The 18082-nt window shown below is 52.8% G+C and carries 13 protein-coding genes, 1 tRNA gene and 1 riboswitch; of the genes, 13 read left to right on the forward strand and 1 reads right to left on the reverse strand.

Going from position 1 to position 18082, the window contains the following annotated elements:
- Positions 1-49 precede the first annotated feature (49 nt).
- The 5 genes from STSP2_RS08245 to rpoD all read left to right on the forward strand — a co-directional run bounded on the left by STSP2_RS08245 (position 50) and on the right by rpoD (position 7728).
- A complete protein-coding gene (locus STSP2_RS08245; RefSeq protein ID WP_146661624.1) occupies positions 50-1081 on the forward strand; it encodes an electron transfer flavoprotein subunit alpha/FixB family protein in 1032 nt (343 codons plus the stop codon).
- Positions 1082-1155: 74 nt separating this feature from the next.
- Positions 1156-2946: an acyl-CoA dehydrogenase family protein gene (locus tag STSP2_RS08250; protein ID WP_146661626.1), complete on the forward strand. Its 1791-nt coding sequence runs from the start codon at positions 1156-1158 to the stop codon at positions 2944-2946.
- Positions 2947-3055: 109 nt separating this feature from the next.
- Positions 3056-3739 (forward strand): HAD family hydrolase, encoded by a 684-nt coding sequence (locus tag STSP2_RS08255; RefSeq protein WP_169853080.1) that lies wholly within the window; start codon positions 3056-3058, stop codon positions 3737-3739.
- Between the two features lie 232 nt (positions 3740-3971).
- Entirely contained in the window at positions 3972-5774 is a 1803-nt protein-coding gene (gene dnaG, locus STSP2_RS08260) for a DNA primase (protein ID WP_169853081.1), read from the forward strand.
- A gap of 289 nt (positions 5775-6063) precedes the next feature.
- Complete coding sequence (rpoD, locus tag STSP2_RS08265; RefSeq protein WP_146664030.1) at positions 6064-7728, forward strand: RNA polymerase sigma factor RpoD; 1665 nt, start codon at positions 6064-6066, stop codon at positions 7726-7728.
- A gap of 1 nt (position 7729) precedes the next feature.
- Here rpoD and STSP2_RS08270 read toward each other — a convergent pair whose 3' ends face one another.
- Positions 7730-8668 (reverse strand): fumarylacetoacetate hydrolase family protein, encoded by a 939-nt coding sequence (locus tag STSP2_RS08270; RefSeq protein ID WP_169853082.1) that lies wholly within the window; start codon positions 8666-8668, stop codon positions 7730-7732.
- Positions 8669-8873: 205 nt separating this feature from the next.
- Positions 8874-9092, forward strand: a riboswitch (cobalamin riboswitch).
- A 377-nt stretch (positions 9093-9469) separates the two neighbouring features.
- Between STSP2_RS08270 and STSP2_RS08275 the strand changes: the two genes are divergently transcribed.
- The 8 genes from STSP2_RS08275 to STSP2_RS08310 all read left to right on the forward strand — a co-directional run bounded on the left by STSP2_RS08275 (position 9470) and on the right by STSP2_RS08310 (position 18082).
- On the forward strand, positions 9470-10258 hold the full coding sequence (locus tag STSP2_RS08275) for a PEP-CTERM sorting domain-containing protein (RefSeq protein ID WP_146661634.1): 789 nt from the start codon (positions 9470-9472) through the stop codon (positions 10256-10258).
- A 60-nt stretch (positions 10259-10318) separates the two neighbouring features.
- Positions 10319-11860 carry an outer membrane protein assembly factor BamB family protein gene (locus tag STSP2_RS08280; RefSeq protein ID WP_146661636.1) on the forward strand — a complete coding sequence of 514 codons (1542 nt, stop codon included), beginning with the start codon at positions 10319-10321 and terminating at the stop codon, positions 11858-11860.
- 5 nt (positions 11861-11865) lie between these two features.
- Positions 11866-12732 carry a type II secretion system protein gene (locus tag STSP2_RS08285; protein WP_169853083.1) on the forward strand — a complete coding sequence of 289 codons (867 nt, stop codon included), beginning with the start codon at positions 11866-11868 and terminating at the stop codon, positions 12730-12732.
- A 52-nt stretch (positions 12733-12784) separates the two neighbouring features.
- The gene (locus tag STSP2_RS08290; protein ID WP_146661639.1) at positions 12785-13567 is read left to right on the forward strand and encodes a ComF family protein; all 783 of its coding nucleotides are present in this window, start codon (positions 12785-12787) and stop codon (positions 13565-13567) included.
- 41 nt (positions 13568-13608) lie between these two features.
- Positions 13609-15195 (forward strand): murein biosynthesis integral membrane protein MurJ, encoded by a 1587-nt coding sequence (murJ, locus tag STSP2_RS08295; protein WP_169853084.1) that lies wholly within the window; start codon positions 13609-13611, stop codon positions 15193-15195.
- Between the two features lie 106 nt (positions 15196-15301).
- Positions 15302-17641, forward strand: a complete 2340-nt coding sequence (locus tag STSP2_RS08300; protein ID WP_146661643.1) for a hypothetical protein — start codon at positions 15302-15304, stop codon at positions 17639-17641.
- 180 nt (positions 17642-17821) lie between these two features.
- Positions 17822-17995, forward strand: a complete 174-nt coding sequence (locus STSP2_RS08305) for an indolepyruvate ferredoxin oxidoreductase subunit alpha (RefSeq protein ID WP_146661645.1) — start codon at positions 17822-17824, stop codon at positions 17993-17995.
- Positions 17996-18007: 12 nt separating this feature from the next.
- Positions 18008-18082 (forward strand) — tRNA-Glu (locus STSP2_RS08310).

The following is an 18082-nucleotide window of genomic DNA, read 5'->3' on the forward strand; positions in this document are numbered from 1 at the left end:
ATGCAGGCTGCCTCGTTATTGATAAATGCATGACAATAAGGATACAGGCATGATACAAGTTAATAGAAGCGGAGAAGTCTGGGTCTTTGCAGAACAGCGCGAAGGCGATCTGGAGGATGTAGCAATTGAGCTGCTGAGTAAGGGCAGGGAACTTGCCGATCAGCTCGGCGTAAAGCTGGCAGCGGTTCTGCTTGGCGATAAAAAGGCCGAGGGTCTGACCGAGAAGCTCGGCCATTTCGGCGCCGATAAGGTGTATCTGGTTGTGAACCCGCTGCTGGAACATTACCAGACCAACAGCTATACGAAAGTTATCCATGATCTGATACACAAGTATGAGCCCCAGGTATTCCTTTGCGGTGCGACAGTTTGCGGACGGGACTTGGCTCCGCGTGTTGCAAGCGCCACCAAAGCTGGTCTAACCGCTGATTGTACCGATCTGCAGATCGGCGACCACGAGATCAGACGCACGGGCGAGGTTCACAAGGACCTTCTGTTCCAGATCAGACCCGCATTCGGCGGAAACATTATCGCTACGATTATCAACTACGACCGCTGGCCGCAGATGGCGACGGTTCGCGAAGGCGTTATGCCCATGCCAGAACCCGACGGCAACCGCAAGGTGGAAGTAGTTCGCGACGAGGCTCACCTGGGCACGCAGGATCTGGCTCTTGAGATCATCAACCAGCACATTGAAGAGAAGAAGGTCAATCTCAAAGGCGCAAGAGTGATCGTTACCGGCGGCGCAGGCGTAGGCAGCAAGGCGAATTTCAAGAAGATCTGGGACCTGGCACACTGTCTTGGTGCTGCACCCGGAGCTACCCGTGCGGCAGTCGACCTTGGCTTCATCGACCACGATCACCAGATCGGCCAGACAGGTACGACTGTAAGGCCGAGCCTTTATATCGCTGTCGGAGTCAGCGGCGCGGTCCAGCACGTTGCGGGTATGAGCGACAGCAAAAAGATCATCGCTATCAATAAGGATCCTAACGCTCCGATCTTCAAGGTTGCACACTACAAGATCGTTGGTGATCTCAATCAGGTAGTGCCCAGGATGATCGATTCGATTCGCGAGAAAGTGTAGTCAACAGTCTTATAGTGACGGTTGAATATAAACGGATTACTAGACGAAAAGTCATTTAGAAACGGAATTGAAGCATGGCTAATTTTTATAAAGACAATGACGACATCCGGTTTCTTTTCAAGCACCTGGCCCTGGAAGAAGTGGCCGAATTGAAAGAAGAAGGATTTCGGTTTGCAAAAGAGTATGAGCACGCACCTGTAGACAGTGAAGACGCGATCAAAAACTATGAAATGGTGCTCGATGCGGTAGGTCAGCTCAGCGGCGATTTCATCGATCCGCGCAGCGAGGACATCGATCGCGAAGGTACGACCCTGACCGAAGAGGGCGAAGTCATCTATGCGGAGGGCATTTCCGAATCACTTGAAGCGCTGTCAAAGGCAGGCGTGATGGGCTTTACGCTGCCGCATCGGTTCGGTGGTCTGAATTTTCCGCAAGCTGTTTACTCCATAGCTACTGAAATAGTCTCGCGGGCCGACGCTTCGCTGATGAACATTTTCGGCCTGCAGGGTATCGCCGAAACGATAAACGCTTTTGCTTCCGAAGAGATCAAGCAGAAGTATCTGCACCAGTTCTCGACCGGCGAAGTCACAGGTGCGATGGTTCTTACCGAACCTGACGCAGGCTCGGATCTGCAGTCCTGTCAGCTCCAGGCATATCAGGACGATGACGGCAACTGGTATCTGGACGGCGTAAAGCGGTTCATTACCAACGGCTGCGGCGAAGTGCTGCTGGTTCTCGCAAGGAGTGAGGATCGTACCGGCGGTCTCGGCCTGAGTCTGTTCGTTTGCAATAACGGCCCGACGGTACACGTGCGAAGGATCGAGGACAAGCTCGGTATTCACGGCTCTCCCACATGCGAACTGTTCTTCGACAAGACGCCTTGTGAGCTCGTCGGTGAGCGTCAGCGAGGGCTCGTTACGTACGTTATGGCACTTATGAACGGCGCACGTGTCGGTATCGCCGCTCAGTCGCAGGGTATCGCAGAAGCCACATACAGAGTTGCAAGAGATTATGCGGCAAGTCGCGAACAATTCGGCGGCCCAATCGAAAAGCTACCAGCGGTTCGTGATATGGTCATCGACATGAAAATGGAGATTGAGGCCAGCAGGGCCCTGTTATATGAGGGCAGTAAAATGGTCGACCTTGAAATAGGCTATACTGTCTCTCTCGAGAACGGCATTGAGGACGCTCAGAAAAAGAAGGACATAAAGAAGAGAGTTCGTTTCCTCAAGAGGCTAAACGGTCTTCTCACGCCGCTCAGCAAATACTACGGTTCTGAAATGTCTAATTCCGTCGCTTATGACTCCATTCAGGTGCTCGGCGGCAGCGGCTTCATGCGAGATTACCCGTGCGAAAGATACGCCCGCGACGCCAGGATCACGACGATCTACGAAGGCACGAGTCAGTTGCAGGTTGTTGCAGCGGTCAGAGGCGTTTGCGGCGGTACGTTTGATAAGTATGTCACTGAGCTGGCTGGCAAGGAATATGACAGTTCTGTCAAGGACCTCGTCAGTACGCTGGGCGACTGCATGGAGCAGGCTCGCAAGGCTATCGCTTTTGCAAAAGAGCAGGGCGTCGACTATATGGATCTGTACGGCAGGCAGCTTGTAGATATCGCCTCATATATCATTAACGGTTATCTTCTTTGCGGCCAGGCGAGCAGCCCGGTAGAGATGGAAGTAGCTGTTGCTGGTGCTGACGGCGAAAAGATCAGTATGAAAGATCGCAAGAGAATGGTTGCAAGACGCTATGTAAGCAAGAACGCTCCGAAGATCAAAGCACTGGCAGAGCAGGTTTGCACTGGCGATACCGCGACCTTCAGTGAATATGAAGCAATGGTCGGACCAGTACCTGAGCTTGGATAAGGTGAACTTGAAGTTCACTGGCTGATAATATGATTTGATTTTGAATTAGAACTTGTTGCCCGGCATTTACGTTTGTATGCTGGGCAACAGTCTGTTTGGAGTTAGCGAGATGCTTAAAGCAGTAATATTTGATTTTGATGGCGTAATGGTTGATTCGGAACCGTTGCATTTCAAGGCCTTTCAGCAGGTCCTGGCTGATAAGGGCGTGAAGCTGTCCAAAGAACAGTATTACACGACTTATCTTGGCTACAGTGATTACGACTGTGTTGCCGAGGTCAGCAGGGATTTTGAGCTCGAACTGACCGATTCCGAAGTCGAAGACCTGATAAAGCTCAAGACAGTCGCATTTGAGGACCTAGCCCGCCAGGACGGGTGCTTGATCGAGGGTGTACGCGAGTTTGTCAGTATGCTTTGTGACAAAGGTATTCGAATGGCTATCTGCTCCGGTGCTCTGCGAAGTGATATTGATCTGTTGCTGCGCAGCACCGAGCTTACCGCGGACTTTGAGACCATAGTCACTGCTGACGATGTCGTTCGCAGCAAGCCGGACCCGGAAAGCTATCATAAGGTTCTTGAAGGTCTAAAAGCAGCAAAAACTATCGATTCCGATGAGTGTGTCGTGATCGAAGATTCTCACTGGGGATTGGCAGCGGCCAGGGCTGCAGGACTCAAGTGCATCGGCGTTACTAATACATATTCTGCCGAAGCACTGGATGGAAATGCGGATATCATTGTAGATAATCTGCAGGATCTCAAGCTGGACGAACTTAACAAGCTTTGCTCCGAGGACTAGCTGTCTTATTTTCCTAAGTGTCCTCTAGCGGGTTCTGTGGGCTTTACAATGCTGAAAAGGGGATTTTGGGGCGGGTTGACTTGACTTTTGCGCAAGTACTTCTATACTCTACTGGTTAACACTGTTTTTCGGTAATAAGACATTTTTATTCGGCTTGTCGGTAGTTGCGCTGATGTGAGTACGGGCGGCCGATTATTTTTTGCGGGTTGGGCCGCGAAGTTCGGGTGCGGTATTGAGATTTGACGGAAACCTAAAAGATCGGATCCAGCAGGCTAACGATATTGTTGATGTGATATCGGAGCACCTGCGTCTTGAACGCAAAGGCAAGGAACTGGCTGGGTTGTGTCCTTTTCACCAGGACCACAGGCCCAGCATGATGGTCAGCCCGGAAAAGCAGATATTCAAATGCTTTGCCTGCGGAGCCGGTGGAGATGTCATAAAATTTGTTCAGCTCAGAGAAAATCTCAGTTTTCCGGAGGCTCTGGAGCGATTGGCTGAACGTGCTAATATTCCGATCGAGCGAAACCGGGGCCAAAGCGATCGATCGGATTCGGCCCAGTCCGGACCTGGTAAAAAAGTACTAGTGCGGGCTAATGGATGGGCCCTAAAGTTATGGCAGCGCAATATTTGGGATGAACAGAAAGGCGAAATCGCCCGTAATTATGTGCACGGGCGCGAGATAAGCGAAAGTACGGCTCGGGAATGGGGCCTGGGTTTTGCCCTCGACAGTTGGGACGATCTTTGCAGGGCAGCGAAGGTTTCTAAGGTCCCCGAACAGGTTTTGATCGAAGGTGGACTAGCTGTAGAACGTGACAGCGGTGGAATTTACGATAAATTTCGCAATCGTTTGATGTTTCCTATTGCGGATGTTACGGGCAGAGTGATTGGTTTTGGCGGCCGAACCCTGGGGGACGCGCCTGCCAAGTACATGAATTCGCCCGCGACGGCGCTCTTTGACAAAAGCAATAGTGTCTACGGCCTGGACAAGGCAAGGCATGAAATAGTCCAAACCGGCACCGCAGTCGTTGTCGAGGGCTACACAGACGTGATCATGTGTCATCAGTTCGGCTGCAAAAATGTGATAGCTACCCTGGGCACCAGCTTTACCAGCGGGCATGCCAGGCTCCTGCAACGCTATGCAAAGCAGATAGTGCTCGTTTTCGACAGCGATGTTGCAGGGATGGAAGCGGCGAACAGGGCACTGGAAGTGTGTCTGGCACAGAAAATAGACATCAAACTGGCCTTCGTGGAAGAGGGCAAGGACCCGTGCGACTACCTGCTCACTGCCGGCAAAGAAGCCTTCTTGCAGGTGATAGAAAACGCCCGTGACGTCATGGAGTTCAAGTGGGACCGCCTTGTAAAAGGGCTCGAAAACAGCGATAACCTGGCGGACAGGCGAGCGGCTGCAGAAGAGTATCTTCGCTCGTTCGCTGCTGCACTGGACAGCGGCAAAATAGACTCCATAAGTCGTGGACTGCTCGTGAATAAGCTCTCACGCATAATCGGGCTAAGTGTAGCCGATATAAACGCGGAAATTGGCAAAATGACCGGAAGAATTCGAAAAGGAGGAAGTTTTTCCGTCAAAAATCAGCAGGTTCGAAATGTTAGTATAGGGGAAGGGCTAAAAGCCAGGGCGCAGGCTGAAATGCTGGAAGTTCTCTTGAACGAACCGAAGCTGATTGAAGAGGCCCAAAGTCGCGTGGGTATTGATGTATTTGACGTGCCGGTCATGAGGGAAATAGCCGGCAAGGTGTTCGCAAAGCATGGTAAAGGACAAACTGGCGTTTCCACGGTGATCGCTGAGATCGAATCGCCCGAAGTCAGTGGACTGGTTTTGAAACTGCAGGAAGCAGGTGAAAGAAAGGGTAATTACAGGGTCCGGTTTGAAGAGGCAGTAGAGGCGATCGAATACTGTCGTCAGCAACGTGAGAAAGAACAGATAAAGGCATCGATGGCCGAAGATGACCGCCTGCGTGAGCTGGCTAAAATGTTAGGCAAAAAAAATCACAGAAATCCGGGACTAACTTCCGGATAGTTTTGCATAGATTAAGAGAGATAGTAAGTTTTATGGGGAATGTGGTTGCAAATCCGACCACGTAAGCCTGAAAGAGAAAGAGGCACAGATGGCAGGGAAAAAGAAATCTACTATGAAGAAAGAGACCATGGAAAAGACAACGGCTGAATTGCTCGAATCTTCTGAGGAATCGGTTGCGACTAAGGCCTCGGACGTAGACGAAAAGGTCAATTTTGAGGAGGTCGATCCGGACGCCGTAGACGAGGACGAAGATTTCTCGAAAGATGATGAGGAAGAAGAAACACCCGAGATGAAGGCTGCCAAGCTCAAAAAGGCCGAGGAGACCATCGCAGCCATAATTGACAAGGGTAAGGAAGCTGGATTTCTCACTTATGAGCAGTTGAATGACCAATTGCCTGATGAGGCGATCAGTCCCAACAGGCTCGATCAGTTGCTCATGACGCTGGACGAAATGGGTATCAAGCTCCTCGACGAGGCTGACATCAAGAAGTCACCCGAGGATTTCGATGAGAGCGACAGTGACCGCGATCTCGAGGAAAAGGACGATATACTCGAGAAGACACTTGCCGACGGCAAACGCATCGACGATCCGGTTCGCATGTATCTGACCCAGATGGGCGAGATACCGCTGCTTTCGCGAGACGAAGAGATAAGCCTGGCAAGAAAGATCGAGCTGACCCGGCTTGCTTTCAGGCGTAAGGTCCTCGAAAACGATTATTGCGCACGTGCAGCGGTTGAAATTCTTCAGCAGGTCCATGACGGCACCCTGCCGTTCGATCGAACAATGAAGATGAGCACCACGGAGAATCTTGTCCGGGCCGTGGTCAAGAATCGCCTGCCTCAGAACATCGAGACCGTAAACAAACTCCTCGATGAGAACTATGATCTGTTTGCGAAAATCCGTGATGCCGGTGATGTGGACAAGGTCAAGGCGGAGCTCAAGCAGCTTCATCGCAATCGCCGCAAGATCGCGACCCTTCTCGAAGAGCTGAGTCTGCGAACCAGCAGAATCCAGCCGATGATGAAGAAGCTCCAGTCGATGCAGAACAAGATGCATCAACTGATGAAAATAATCGACGGCGGACCAAGCCGTGACTATGCCGAGGAAGATATCGCGGCCATGAAGCAGGAACTTACAGGTCTTGAGGACCTGGTCGCTGAAACGCCCAAGCAGCTCGACAAACGCCTGCGGATGATCGAGTCGGTCTACGCACAGTACGAAGAAGCCAAGCGAATGCTCTCCGGCGGTAACCTGCGTCTTGTCGTCTCCATAGCAAAGAAATATCGTAACCGCGGGCTCAGTTTCCTGGACATCATTCAGGAAGGCAACACCGGACTCATGCGTGCGGTCGACAAATACGAATACCGTCGCGGTTACAAGTTCAGCACCTATGCGACATGGTGGATCAGACAGGCTATCACCCGTGCCATCGCCGACCACGCCAGGACCATTCGCATACCGGTCCACATGATCGAGACGATGAGCAAGCTGCGTACGATCAGCAAGAACCTGCTCCAGAAGCTCGGCCGCGAACCCACGATCGAAGAGATCGCAAAAAAGGCCGAGATGAGCGTATCCGAGGCCCGCAGGGTCATGAAGATATCCAAGCATCCGTTCAGCCTGGACAGACCAATCGGCGAGAGCGAAGACAGCTACTTCGGCGATTTCATCGAAGACGAAACAGTCGAATCGCCCGTACAGTCCGCGACGCAGGAGATGCTCAAGGAACGCATCGACGACGTGCTCAAGACACTCACCTATCGCGAGCGTGAGATCATAAAGCTGCGTTACGGCATCGGCGACGGCTACACCTATACGCTCGAAGAGGTCGGTCGTATCTTCAAGGTCACCCGCGAGCGTGTCCGTCAGGTCGAAGCGAAAGCGATCCGCAAGCTGCAGCACCCGGTCCGGTCACGCAAGCTCGAAGGCTTCGTCGACCAGAAAAGCGCTTGAATTATAGCTGCTGACAAGGTTTGAATTTATGATCGGGACGTTGGCCCACAAGATTGGTCAGCGTCCCGATTTTTTCTATGCTGCACTCGATCTCATCCCCCGGCTGCAGGAAGACGCCGCTAGCCATTCCCACGCCCTCCGGCGTTCCCGTCGCGATGCAGTCCCCCGGCTCTAGCGTCATGATGTGGCTCAGAAATGACACAGTATCAGCGACCGTGAAGATCATGTCTTTTGTGTTGGCTTTTTGGCGGACCTCTCCGTTCACCTTCAGCTCGAGGTCCAGCTTCTGCGGATCGCCGATCTCATCCGCTGTAACCAGGCATGGCCCCATCGGAAAGAACGCGTCCGACCACTTGCCGTTTAGCCAGTCGAAGAATTCATCCCACGGACGTTCGCTCCGGTCCTCTTTGAACGTGACGGTTCGAGCTGAGATGTCATTGCCGATCGTATAGCCCGCAACATATTCCAGCGCCTCTTCAGGCGAAACGCATTTAGCGGTTCGGCCCATGACGACGGTCAGCTCGATCTCGTAGTCAACAGTCTCGCTGTAGCACGGCAGGGGAATGGTTGTATTGGTTGCGGTCAGCACATTGGGCGGCATCAGGAACGGCCGTGGCACGGTCGTTTTCCGCGGCGACTCGGACAGACCAAGCTTTTTACCTGCCTCGACAATGTGCTTGACATAGTTTCCCGCAAGAGCCAGCAGTTTGCCCGGTCGCGTGATTGGAGCCAGCAGTTCCACATCGGACAGCGGTATCACCTCGGACGCCTGCTGAGCGATATCTCCAAGCCTTGAGACCGCATCAGGCCTTTCGAGCATCGCAAGAAGAGTCTCGGGCGGCTGCGGACCCGTGAGCATTTTCGGAACATCGACTACGCCCCGCTCATTCAGCACGCCGTAACTTTCACTGCCGTCTTGTCGAAATGATACCAGTTTCATTGCCGAGCCCCTTCTCATTTAATAATATGCGGAGTAAATATCTTTAGCACACCCATCGCCGCTTTACAATCGAAAAGTGCTGGCTGCCCAGGAATCAGCGTGACCACAAGATGTTGTAGCCGCAGGAACCTTTTTGAGATTTATGGTGTTTTTCTCTTGCCATGCCAGGACTTCTGTGCTATGTATACTCTCGTTCTTTTGGAAATTTGAATACGCAACTGCAGGTCGAAAGTCATACAAGGCTTTCGGTTAAATGCAAGGGAACGCGGTGAAAATCCGCGACGGTCGCGCCGCTGTGAGCGTCCGACACGGCCCGCAAGGGTTGTGAGTCCGTCAGACATTATCCCACTATTTCTGTTTAGAATGGGAAGGGGTCTGATGGTAGGATGCGAGTCAGAAAACCTGCCTGGAGTTGAATATAGTTTTGCGTTCTCGCGGCATGGAACAACAAAACGGTACACGGATATAGTGTAACTGCAGGCAATCTCTGCAGCCTATACGAAGTTCGTGAATGGAATTTATAACCGTCGTTCTCTGTTCGAGGACGGCGGTTTTTTTTATGCCGTTTTCACCAACGCCTCCGTTAGATCAGATTGTGCACAGACGGAGCAAAGTGTCGGCATTTGTCAGGGCCCGCGTAAAGGTCCGTTTAATGAATTATGTAAATAAGGTGATTTCCATTTCCATGTTAAGCCCACGGGCTTGCGGCAGGGTTGTTTCGTCGCGGTCGCTTTGCAAAAGCGGCTGCGACGAGAGCTGTCGCGACAGCAAATGGATAAATTGTATGAAAGGTGATGATCGATGAAGAAGTCATTGACAGCAGTAGTTTTGATATTAGCGGTATCAGCAGGCACGGTGCAGGCCGGTACTTCGTTTGCAGGCAGGGTCGTTTCTTATGATCCCAGTACCGCGTCGGAGTCTGGTTATACGAATCCTGAGGCAGCATTGGGGCAGATTGCCGTTGATACGGGGTGGGGTGCTACAACGCCGTTCAATATGCCATTTACTTCAGATGATTTTGTGACGATCGGTGAGGGAGGTCATCTTACGCTTGAGCTTGAGAATTACCTTTTGCCAGGGGACGGCTTCGAACTGGGAGTATTCAGCTATCAGATGTTTTATCAGGACGGCTGGCCCGACGGAGGGACGACGGATCCGGTGGATCTGTTTCGCCCGACTCAGATGGCGGTCGTGGAGGTAAGCGAGGGTGGTTCTGATTGGTATGCTCTCAACGGAGGCGACAGAATTCAGATGGATATGCCAGCGGCAGCTTACAGTGATGCTGAAGCAACAATAGAGTCAGATTTTAGCAAGCCTTTTACTGTGAGTCTCAGTGATTTTGACGGGCTTGGTAGTGTGCAGGAGGTTTTGGATGTATTTGACGGTTCAGCGGGCGGCACTTGGCTGGATGTGTCCGAAGCGGGGCTTGATCGTATAGGCTATGTTCGATTCACCGTGCCTTACGGTGATGCTTTTGAGCTGGAAGCCGTTTCGATCGCAAGCGGTGCGATCGGTGCCGCAGTTCCTGAGCCGCTGAGCATCCTTCTGCTCGGAACCGGCGCATGCTTCTTGCGAAGAAGATCCAGCTAGGAATCTCGCTTAACTTCGGCAGGGCGGTTATTTCCGTCCCTGCCTTTTCAGGATAATCGAATGAGTAGAATTGCCCTGACAATTGGATTTGCTGTTGTATCAGCCTTCGCGGGTCTGTGTACTGCAGGCAGCACGGCTATCAATTCATGGCTGAACTACGGCGGCAATTCGTCGCGGACCCCGATCGCGGTCGACGGGCCTGATACGGTCAGCTCTTCGAATCTCGCATGGGTTGCCGGGACCGATCCATGGGACCCGGTTTACGCGATCGATTTCGAATGGGCCAGCACACCGGTTCTGCATGCCGGCAAAGTATTTGCATATGCACATTACTATGACAGCAGCGGTTCACACGTCAGCAATCAGGTAATCGCTTTCGACTGTCAAACCGGCGATGTGGCCTGGGCGACGGTCGTCGACAAGGCATACATGGATTCGTGGTCGAGCCCAGCAATAGACACAGAACATAACCTCGTACTTATCGGCTCGGGCACCAACGTTTATGCACTGGATATTATCACAGGCCAGATACAGTGGCAGACCGCATTGCAGGCACCGGTCGTTAACGCTTCCGTCTGCATTGCGGATGACCTCGACAACGGCAGGGCCTACATAACCGATTACACAGGCTATAGCGACGGCGGCCGACTGTATTGCATTAACCTCGATCCGAATGACGTTGACACAAATCCTTACGAGCCGGGCGAAATAGTCTGGTCCGATTCGATAGGTGCGACCAGCGGCAACAGCCCTGCCTATAAGGACGGTACCGTTTACGTCGCCTGCGTATCCCAGAACAGTTGGGATGGCGAAGGGTCGGACAATGGAGCGGTATTCGCATACGACGCTGACGCGGATCAGCCGGTGCGAGTATGGCAGACGAGCAGTTCGCAGTTCGAGGGCTTCTTCGGGGCGGTCACGGTAACCAAAGAAGGCTTTCTCTATGCGGCCAATTATGATTTCTACGGCACCGGCGACAACTCCGCCCTGTGCAAGATCGATTGTGCGGATGGTTCGATCGTCTGGGTCACACAAACCGAAAGAACCAACTCGACGCCGGTGGTGGTCGCTGACACGGTCTACATCTGCGGCGGAGTTAACGGGTATGGATCTAGGCCCAAAGTGCAGGCTTTCAGGGACCAGGGAAGCAACGCTGTCAAACTCTGGGAGACGCCCGAGACAATGTCGATCGGCGGCAGCACGAACCAGGTAGTTTACGCCAATGGCAAATTATACGTCGGCGGCAGGCAGGCGGATGAATACAGCTTCGATCCCTACTCGCAGTTATTCATTCTCGACGCTGATAAAACCCCTGCTGACCCCGGTTTTATTATAAGCCGGTATTCCGGTTGCGGCAGCAGCTCTGCGGCGACTTACGACAGCGTTTACAGCATCGGCTACGATGGTCTGCACAAATTCTATCAGCCCGGCTATGCGGGTGATATCAATGATGACGGCACACTGGATCACGCGGATATATTGCTTCTCGCCGAGGAATGGACGTACGACGGGGCGGTTGGCCTCAAAAGGTCTGACCTGAATCTGGACGGCCGGGTCGATATGAAGGATCAGGCCCTGATAGCTGGTGAATGGAACAGGTGAAACTGATGTCACATGATCGAACAATCAAGCGAACGGGCAATGAAGGCTTTACGCTTATAGAGCTTCTTGTGGTTATCGCTGTGATAAGCATGCTCATGGCTGTCATGCTTCCCGCGCTCGGTGCGGTCAAGCAGAAAGCAAAGGGTCTGGTCTGCATGAGCAAGCTCAAACAAATGGGTATCGCATTCTGGGCCTATGCAGCCGACAACAATGACTATTCCATACCCACCTATGATCCCGATGATAACACTTATTGGTGGGGGCAGATCAAATCCGACGGCATCGATCACAAGGCTGGTTTTCTGTACCCATACATGCAGAGCAGTCTGGAAGAGGGCGGTATCTACGAATGCCCCTCCCAGCCGTTCGGCAGTTACGAGCTTCAAGCCAAACCCGCTGACGAGTCCGTTTCGCCCGATTGGATCACAAGCACCTATGGATATAACGGCTACTACCTCGCTCCGCCAAGCAGTCCCTGGCAGAATATTCATGACAAACCCTGGCAGAGACTTGCCGGCGTATCAAATAGCGGAAAGGTGATAGCTTTCGCCGACAGCATGCTCGATTGGAACATCCGGCCCGACCAGGCAGAGCTGTCAAACAACGCAATGATAGACCCGCCGATGATACTCTCTGCTGACAAAACCGGATGGCAAAAGAATCCGTGTCCAACGACCAGCTTCAGACACGACGACCGCACAAGTGTCGTATTCGTCGACGGACATTGCGAAACCAAACCTGTCGAGGACGGTCAATACACCAGCCCCAGCGCAAAAATAGGCTCCATCACCGCGACCAACGGCCCATACTATGTGCCCGATTACGAAAGCTGGCCTACCGGTGAACGCAGACGCAGGCGGGCCGCGAACTAGATCTAAAAAAATACTCCGCTTTTCTCATTAAATCTGGTAGAATTCTGCTCCTATGAGGAGCTTTACTGCCAGTTTAATATCACAAACTCGTTGCTTTGCCGGATCTCTCAGAAAAGGACTGAGCGATCTGCTCTGGCCGGGCGTCTGTTGCCATTGCGGAACTCATCTTCCCGGCAACGAGGAATTCCTTTGCAAAAAATGCTGGGATGACTTCCAGGTATGTACCGCCGGCGATTATTGTCCTCATTGCGGCCGAGACGCAAGCGGCTACGGCTTGCTCGACGGTCAGTGCGGCAATTGCTTGGACCGCGAGATCATGTTCGACAGCATTGCACGGGTCGGCATATACGACGGCCTGCTGCGAAATCTCATCCTCAAATTCAAGTTCCATGACGGCTGTGAACTGGCACCCAGATTGGGCGAATTGGCCGGTGCTTCACTCTGTACCGCTGAATTTGCCCATGAAATCGACTATTTCGTGCCCGTCCCCCTGTTCTGGCTGCGGCGATTCGGACGCGGTTATAACCAGAGCGAGCTGATATGCAAAAAACTCCCAGCCCGCCGGGCTCCGATCAACAACGACCTTGTCCGCATACGCGACACACAAAGACAGTGGAACCTCACGTCCAGCAAGCGAAAAAAGAACGTCGCCGGAGCCTTCGCCGTACGAAAGGGCCACGATTTTGCAGGCAAGAGAATCTGCCTGGTTGACGATATAATAACCAGCGGCGCGACATTGAACGAATGCGCCGCCGTACTGAAGTCAGCCGGTGCCGAGCAGGTTCATGCTCTTGTGCTCGCCGTGGCCGCCCAGGATTCACGTACCTCGGCCTGAATGCTTGCAAGTTCTCGATTAAACGGTTAAAACTGCCCTCCATGATCAAGGGTTTCAAACAAATTGCTGTTTTGACGGTCTTCAGCCGTATATTCGGCCTCATCAGAGATATGGCGTACAGCTATTTCCTCGGTGCAGGCGGTCTTATGGATGCCTGGACGATCGCTTTTCGCATACCCAACCTCGCCAGACGGCTCTTCGGCGAAGGTGCGGCCTCCGCTTCGTTCATACCCGTATACAGCGAGGAACTCGCCAATGACCGCGAGTCTGCCGCACGTCTTGCCAACACCGTGGTGACCAGCGTATTCATAATCCTTGCGGCCCTGGTTCTCATCGGTTGGATGCTAATGGGCGGGTACTGGCTGCTCGCCGACGGCACGCAGGATACCAGGCTGATCCTCTCGCTCAGTTCGATCATGCTCCCGTACGCTCTCATGGTCTGCCTGGTCGCGATAATGGCCGGCGTGCTAAACGTCCACAAACACTTCGCGGCCCCGGCAGCCGCCCCCATAGTCTTGAATTTTTGCATAATCGGTGCACTGATCATCACCGGCACCGTCATGGGTCTTGACGGCAGGATACAGGTCTTCGGTGTCGCAGCAGCCGTCCTGCTTGCCGGCGTATTACAGATATGGATGCAGCGTTCCGCCTTGCGAAAAAGCGGCGTGAAACTGAGCATCGGCTGGGATACTAATTCCGCCGCATTCAAAAAGATCATCGTTCTTATGGGACCTATGATCATCGGCCTCACCGTGACGCAGCTCAACACGCTGGCCGACGACCTGATCGCGTGGTTCTTTTCCGGGTCCGAAGCAAAGGGCGACTATTTCATGTTGCTCGGCAGACAGCTCGAATATCCCCTCTGGCGCGGTTCCGTTTCGCACCTTTATTATTCACAAAGGCTTTACCAGTTCCCGCTTGGCGTGCTCGGCATTTCCCTCGCGACAGCCATCTTCCCCCTCATGAGCGAAAGTGCCGCCAAACGCGATTACGACTCTCTGTGCCTGACCATCGGCAGGGGAGTAAAAGGTGCACTCTTCATCGCAATGCCCGCAACGGTCGGCCTCTGGCTGGTGGCGGACCCGCTGGTCGCAGCCCTCTTCGAGCACGGCGAGTTCCAGTCCGCCGACACCGGCGCCACCTCATGGACGCTGATCTTCTACGCCCTCGGGCTTTGCGGCTACTTCTCCCAGCAGATACTCACCCGCGCATTCTACTCCGTTCAGGACTCGAAAACCCCCATGCGAAGTGCCGTCTTCGCGGTCTGCGTTAATATAGTCCTGAATCTCACCCTGATCTGGTTCATGGGCACCGCGGGCCTGGCATTCTCCACCGCCTTCTGCAGTTATCTGCAGGTAGCTATCCTGATCCTCGCCATGCGACACCGCTTCGAACGCAAACTGTTCGACAAACTGGGAATTAACCTGTTCCGCACAACGACCGCTACATGCGTTATGGCGATTGTCGGCTGGGCAGCGATAAAGCTGATGGCTGATCTGCCGAACACTACGTTCTACCAGGTCGTCCGACTCGCCGTAATGGTCCCGCTTGCAGGTGGAACATACTATATCTGCTCGGCAGTACTCAAAAATGAAATGCTGTCGCTTTTCAAAGCCGCTAAAAAGTAGCTGTTGAGTCACGCCCGCTTTGCCGATATAACTGAATACACATGTATCTATTTGACTGACGCCAATGTCACAACAACAACCGTCATACAAATTGGAGAATACGCTGATGAATTTCAGAAAATCCACGATTTCGCTTGTCGCTTTATTTCTTCTGAACGGCTTTTGCCTCGACAATGCTCATGCCGCTGAAAAGGCTGAACTCGCGTCTCCCCTCTGCGCAAAGGCTCTGGCCGATAATGCTAGAAGTTTGCATATAGCCGCTGAGGACAACCCGGAGCTCTCTCAGGTCGCTATGGTACTTATTGAGGCCGCCATGGAACTGGACCCCCGAGCGGATTATCTCGCTCCTCTGGCACTGGAGATCAGCAGTCGGGCAAGCGACGGCTTTACGGTCCCTCGCTTAACGCAGATACTGCGAGGCTACGTGACTGACGAGTCCGACCTGGTAGTTGTCCACAAAGCAGTAGCGAAAACTCTCGACCAACTGGATTCCTGGGAACAACGCGAGGAGTTCCTCGGCAAGCTGTTCCGCGTTCTCAGAAAACAGAACTCTGTTCTTGCCTCCGAATTGGCTGCGGAGCTCGGTACGATGTGGTTCGAGAAAGCCGAAACCCAAAGGGCTGCAAACTATTTCTCACAGGCTTACGACCTCAACCCCTACAATCAGAAAGCTTTTCAAAAACTTGACGCACTTCTACGAAGCGGGGGAGGCGGTTTCAACAGGGCCGGCGTCGCTGTCAACATGCGATACCGTCTCACCGAGAACCCATTCTCTTTAAGCCGCGCTCTTGATCTTGCCGGCTTCCTTGAAGGTCTTGCGTCTTTCGACCAGGCTTCCAAAGCCTATGCATATTCGGCAGAATTGTTCGACTACCTCAACGAAGACAGCGAGCTGCCTTCGATGATCTACCTGCAATGGATGCTCTGCGCTTACAATGCCGATATGCCCGATATCTGCAGCGAAATTGCCGATCGCGTCCAGAAGGAGACAGGTTTCGACCTCGTCACCCAGGCACTCGCGATCAAGGCCGCTGTTAACGCTGGAACAAAAGACACTTCAGCTCTCGCCGAGCTTGGCAAAAAAGCGGAGCAGATGCTCGAAAACGAAAACGCAGGCAAGCTGCTGGACCCACTGACGATCGCCTGGTATTACAGCTTCGTGCTGCCGGATTTCGACAAGGCATTGACATGGGCCAACCGAGCCCTCTCCGCAGAGCCCGACCGTGAAGAGGTCAAAGCGATCCTCGCATACGCTATGGCAAATAATGGCGATGGACAAGGCGAGACAGTCAAAGAGTTAGCCGCTGATATCGCTGAATTCAACCAGACTGCGCGTCTTGCGGTCACATTGTCTGAAATTTCGGATCCCTCACAGCAGCAGGACGATGCAGCAGTCACGGAAAAACTCAATGCCGTCGTCCTCATGTCACCCAGCTCACTTGCCGCCCAAAAGGCCCGAGCGATAATGCAGCAGCGAAACGAAGACTACCAGCCCGCATTGGATCCCGAGCCGGTGATAAGTGAGCTGAAAACCCGTTTCGATAACGTCGTCGTGCCCGCATTCAAGCCGGTCGATCAGCTCGTGGACATCAAGCTGAAAACTTCAAGTGATAAGGTCTCGCAAAACAGCGACCTTTGGGCAAAGATCCTGATAACCAATAACAGCAATCAGGATCTGGTCATATCGGATGACAGCTTTCTGACCGGCAGCATCCTGGTCAATGCAAAGATCTCAGGAGATGTGAATGTCTCGCTGGGCGAACTGATCAGTCAAAATATCCAGCCGGGCGAACCAATCGCTCCCGGCGATTATGCATCTCTTGATCTCCACCTCAGCGTCGGCCAAATGAACCGTATACTGACCATCTACCCCCAGGCCGACCTCACGCTGGAGTTTGAGTGCATCCTGGAGCCCTCCGTTCCCCAAGACGGCAAGATAACCAGCTCGTTGGGTTCCACCGGTGTGCTCACCAAAAAGATTACCCGCCCCGGCGTATTCCTCAGCAGGGCATATTTCTCGCAGAGACTCAAGGCCCTCAGCCGCGGACAGGCAAAACAGCGGGTTGTAACTGTCGAGCTTTTGGCCAACCTGCTCGCCGAACAGTACGCATTCGAGGCGATCGAGCCTCTTTATAAAGCTGTGAAAGTGGAGCGGTCAACGCTCGTCCGGGGCCTGAAAAAGGGACTGCAGGACGAGAATTGGATCGTCAAAACAGCCACTCTCAATGCTATAGTAAACGCTGTTGGTGCTGGAAACGCCGATTTGCTAAGCAGCGTCTCTGCACATGTCAATGATCAGCAATGGCCCGTCAGATTGATGGCGATTTATCTTTTGGACATGCAAGAAGGCAAAGAGTTCGATAAGGTTATGACCTGGTTCGCCAAAGAGGATAGCAATAGATTAGTACGCAATTTGGCCCAATCGCTTAAAAATTTGAGTGATTAGCCCCTGTCTCGAGTGTCGTAAGTCCCTGTAAAGGCTTTGCTTATGTGATTATGCACGGCAATTTCGGGGTGTTGCCGTTAATATGTGGCAAAATTTTTTGAAAAAAGTGTTGTAAAGCCTGCTGAAATTATGTATTCTCTCGGCCTCAGTTGAACGATGATCTTTTTGAAAGGGGATTTTATGCCAGCTAAGGTAGATGCAGATAAGTGTACAGGCTGTGGTGCTTGCCTTGATTCTTGCCCCAGCGAAGCAATCAGCATGGACGGCGGCGTTGCAGTAATCGACGCTGACGCATGTGTAGACTGTGGTGTTTGCGTGGATGATTGCCCCGTAGAGGCGATCAGCATGGAATAGCACCATGAAAGTGGTCCCATCGTCTAGTCAGGTCTAGGACACCGGGTTTTCAACCCGGCAACAGGGGTTCGAATCCCCTTGGGACTA

Source organism: Anaerohalosphaera lusitana (assembly GCF_002007645.1).
GTDB lineage: Bacteria > Planctomycetota > Phycisphaerae > Sedimentisphaerales > Anaerohalosphaeraceae > Anaerohalosphaera > Anaerohalosphaera lusitana.

What these genes read in the sequence shown, in the direction of transcription:
- STSP2_RS08290 (WP_146661639.1), top strand. Translation starts at nt 12,785, where the DNA reads ATGAGGAGCTTTACTGCCAGTTTAATATCACAAACTCGTTGCTTTGCC.
- STSP2_RS08245 (WP_146661624.1), top strand. Translation starts at nt 50, where the DNA reads ATGATACAAGTTAATAGAAGCGGAGAAGTCTGGGTCTTTGCAGAACAG.
- STSP2_RS08270 (WP_169853082.1), bottom strand. Translation starts at nt 8,668, where the DNA reads ATGAAACTGGTATCATTTCGACAAGACGGCAGTGAAAGTTACGGCGTG.
- STSP2_RS08250 (WP_146661626.1), top strand. Translation starts at nt 1,156, where the DNA reads ATGGCTAATTTTTATAAAGACAATGACGACATCCGGTTTCTTTTCAAG.
- STSP2_RS08275 (WP_146661634.1), top strand. Translation starts at nt 9,470, where the DNA reads ATGAAGAAGTCATTGACAGCAGTAGTTTTGATATTAGCGGTATCAGCA.
- STSP2_RS08255 (WP_169853080.1), top strand. Translation starts at nt 3,056, where the DNA reads ATGCTTAAAGCAGTAATATTTGATTTTGATGGCGTAATGGTTGATTCG.
- STSP2_RS08280 (WP_146661636.1), top strand. Translation starts at nt 10,319, where the DNA reads ATGAGTAGAATTGCCCTGACAATTGGATTTGCTGTTGTATCAGCCTTC.
- STSP2_RS08285 (WP_169853083.1), top strand. Translation starts at nt 11,866, where the DNA reads ATGTCACATGATCGAACAATCAAGCGAACGGGCAATGAAGGCTTTACG.
- rpoD (WP_146664030.1), top strand. Translation starts at nt 6,064, where the DNA reads ATGAAGGCTGCCAAGCTCAAAAAGGCCGAGGAGACCATCGCAGCCATA.
- STSP2_RS08300 (WP_146661643.1), top strand. Translation starts at nt 15,302, where the DNA reads ATGAATTTCAGAAAATCCACGATTTCGCTTGTCGCTTTATTTCTTCTG.
- murJ (WP_169853084.1), top strand. Translation starts at nt 13,609, where the DNA reads ATGATCAAGGGTTTCAAACAAATTGCTGTTTTGACGGTCTTCAGCCGT.
- STSP2_RS08305 (WP_146661645.1), top strand. Translation starts at nt 17,822, where the DNA reads ATGCCAGCTAAGGTAGATGCAGATAAGTGTACAGGCTGTGGTGCTTGC.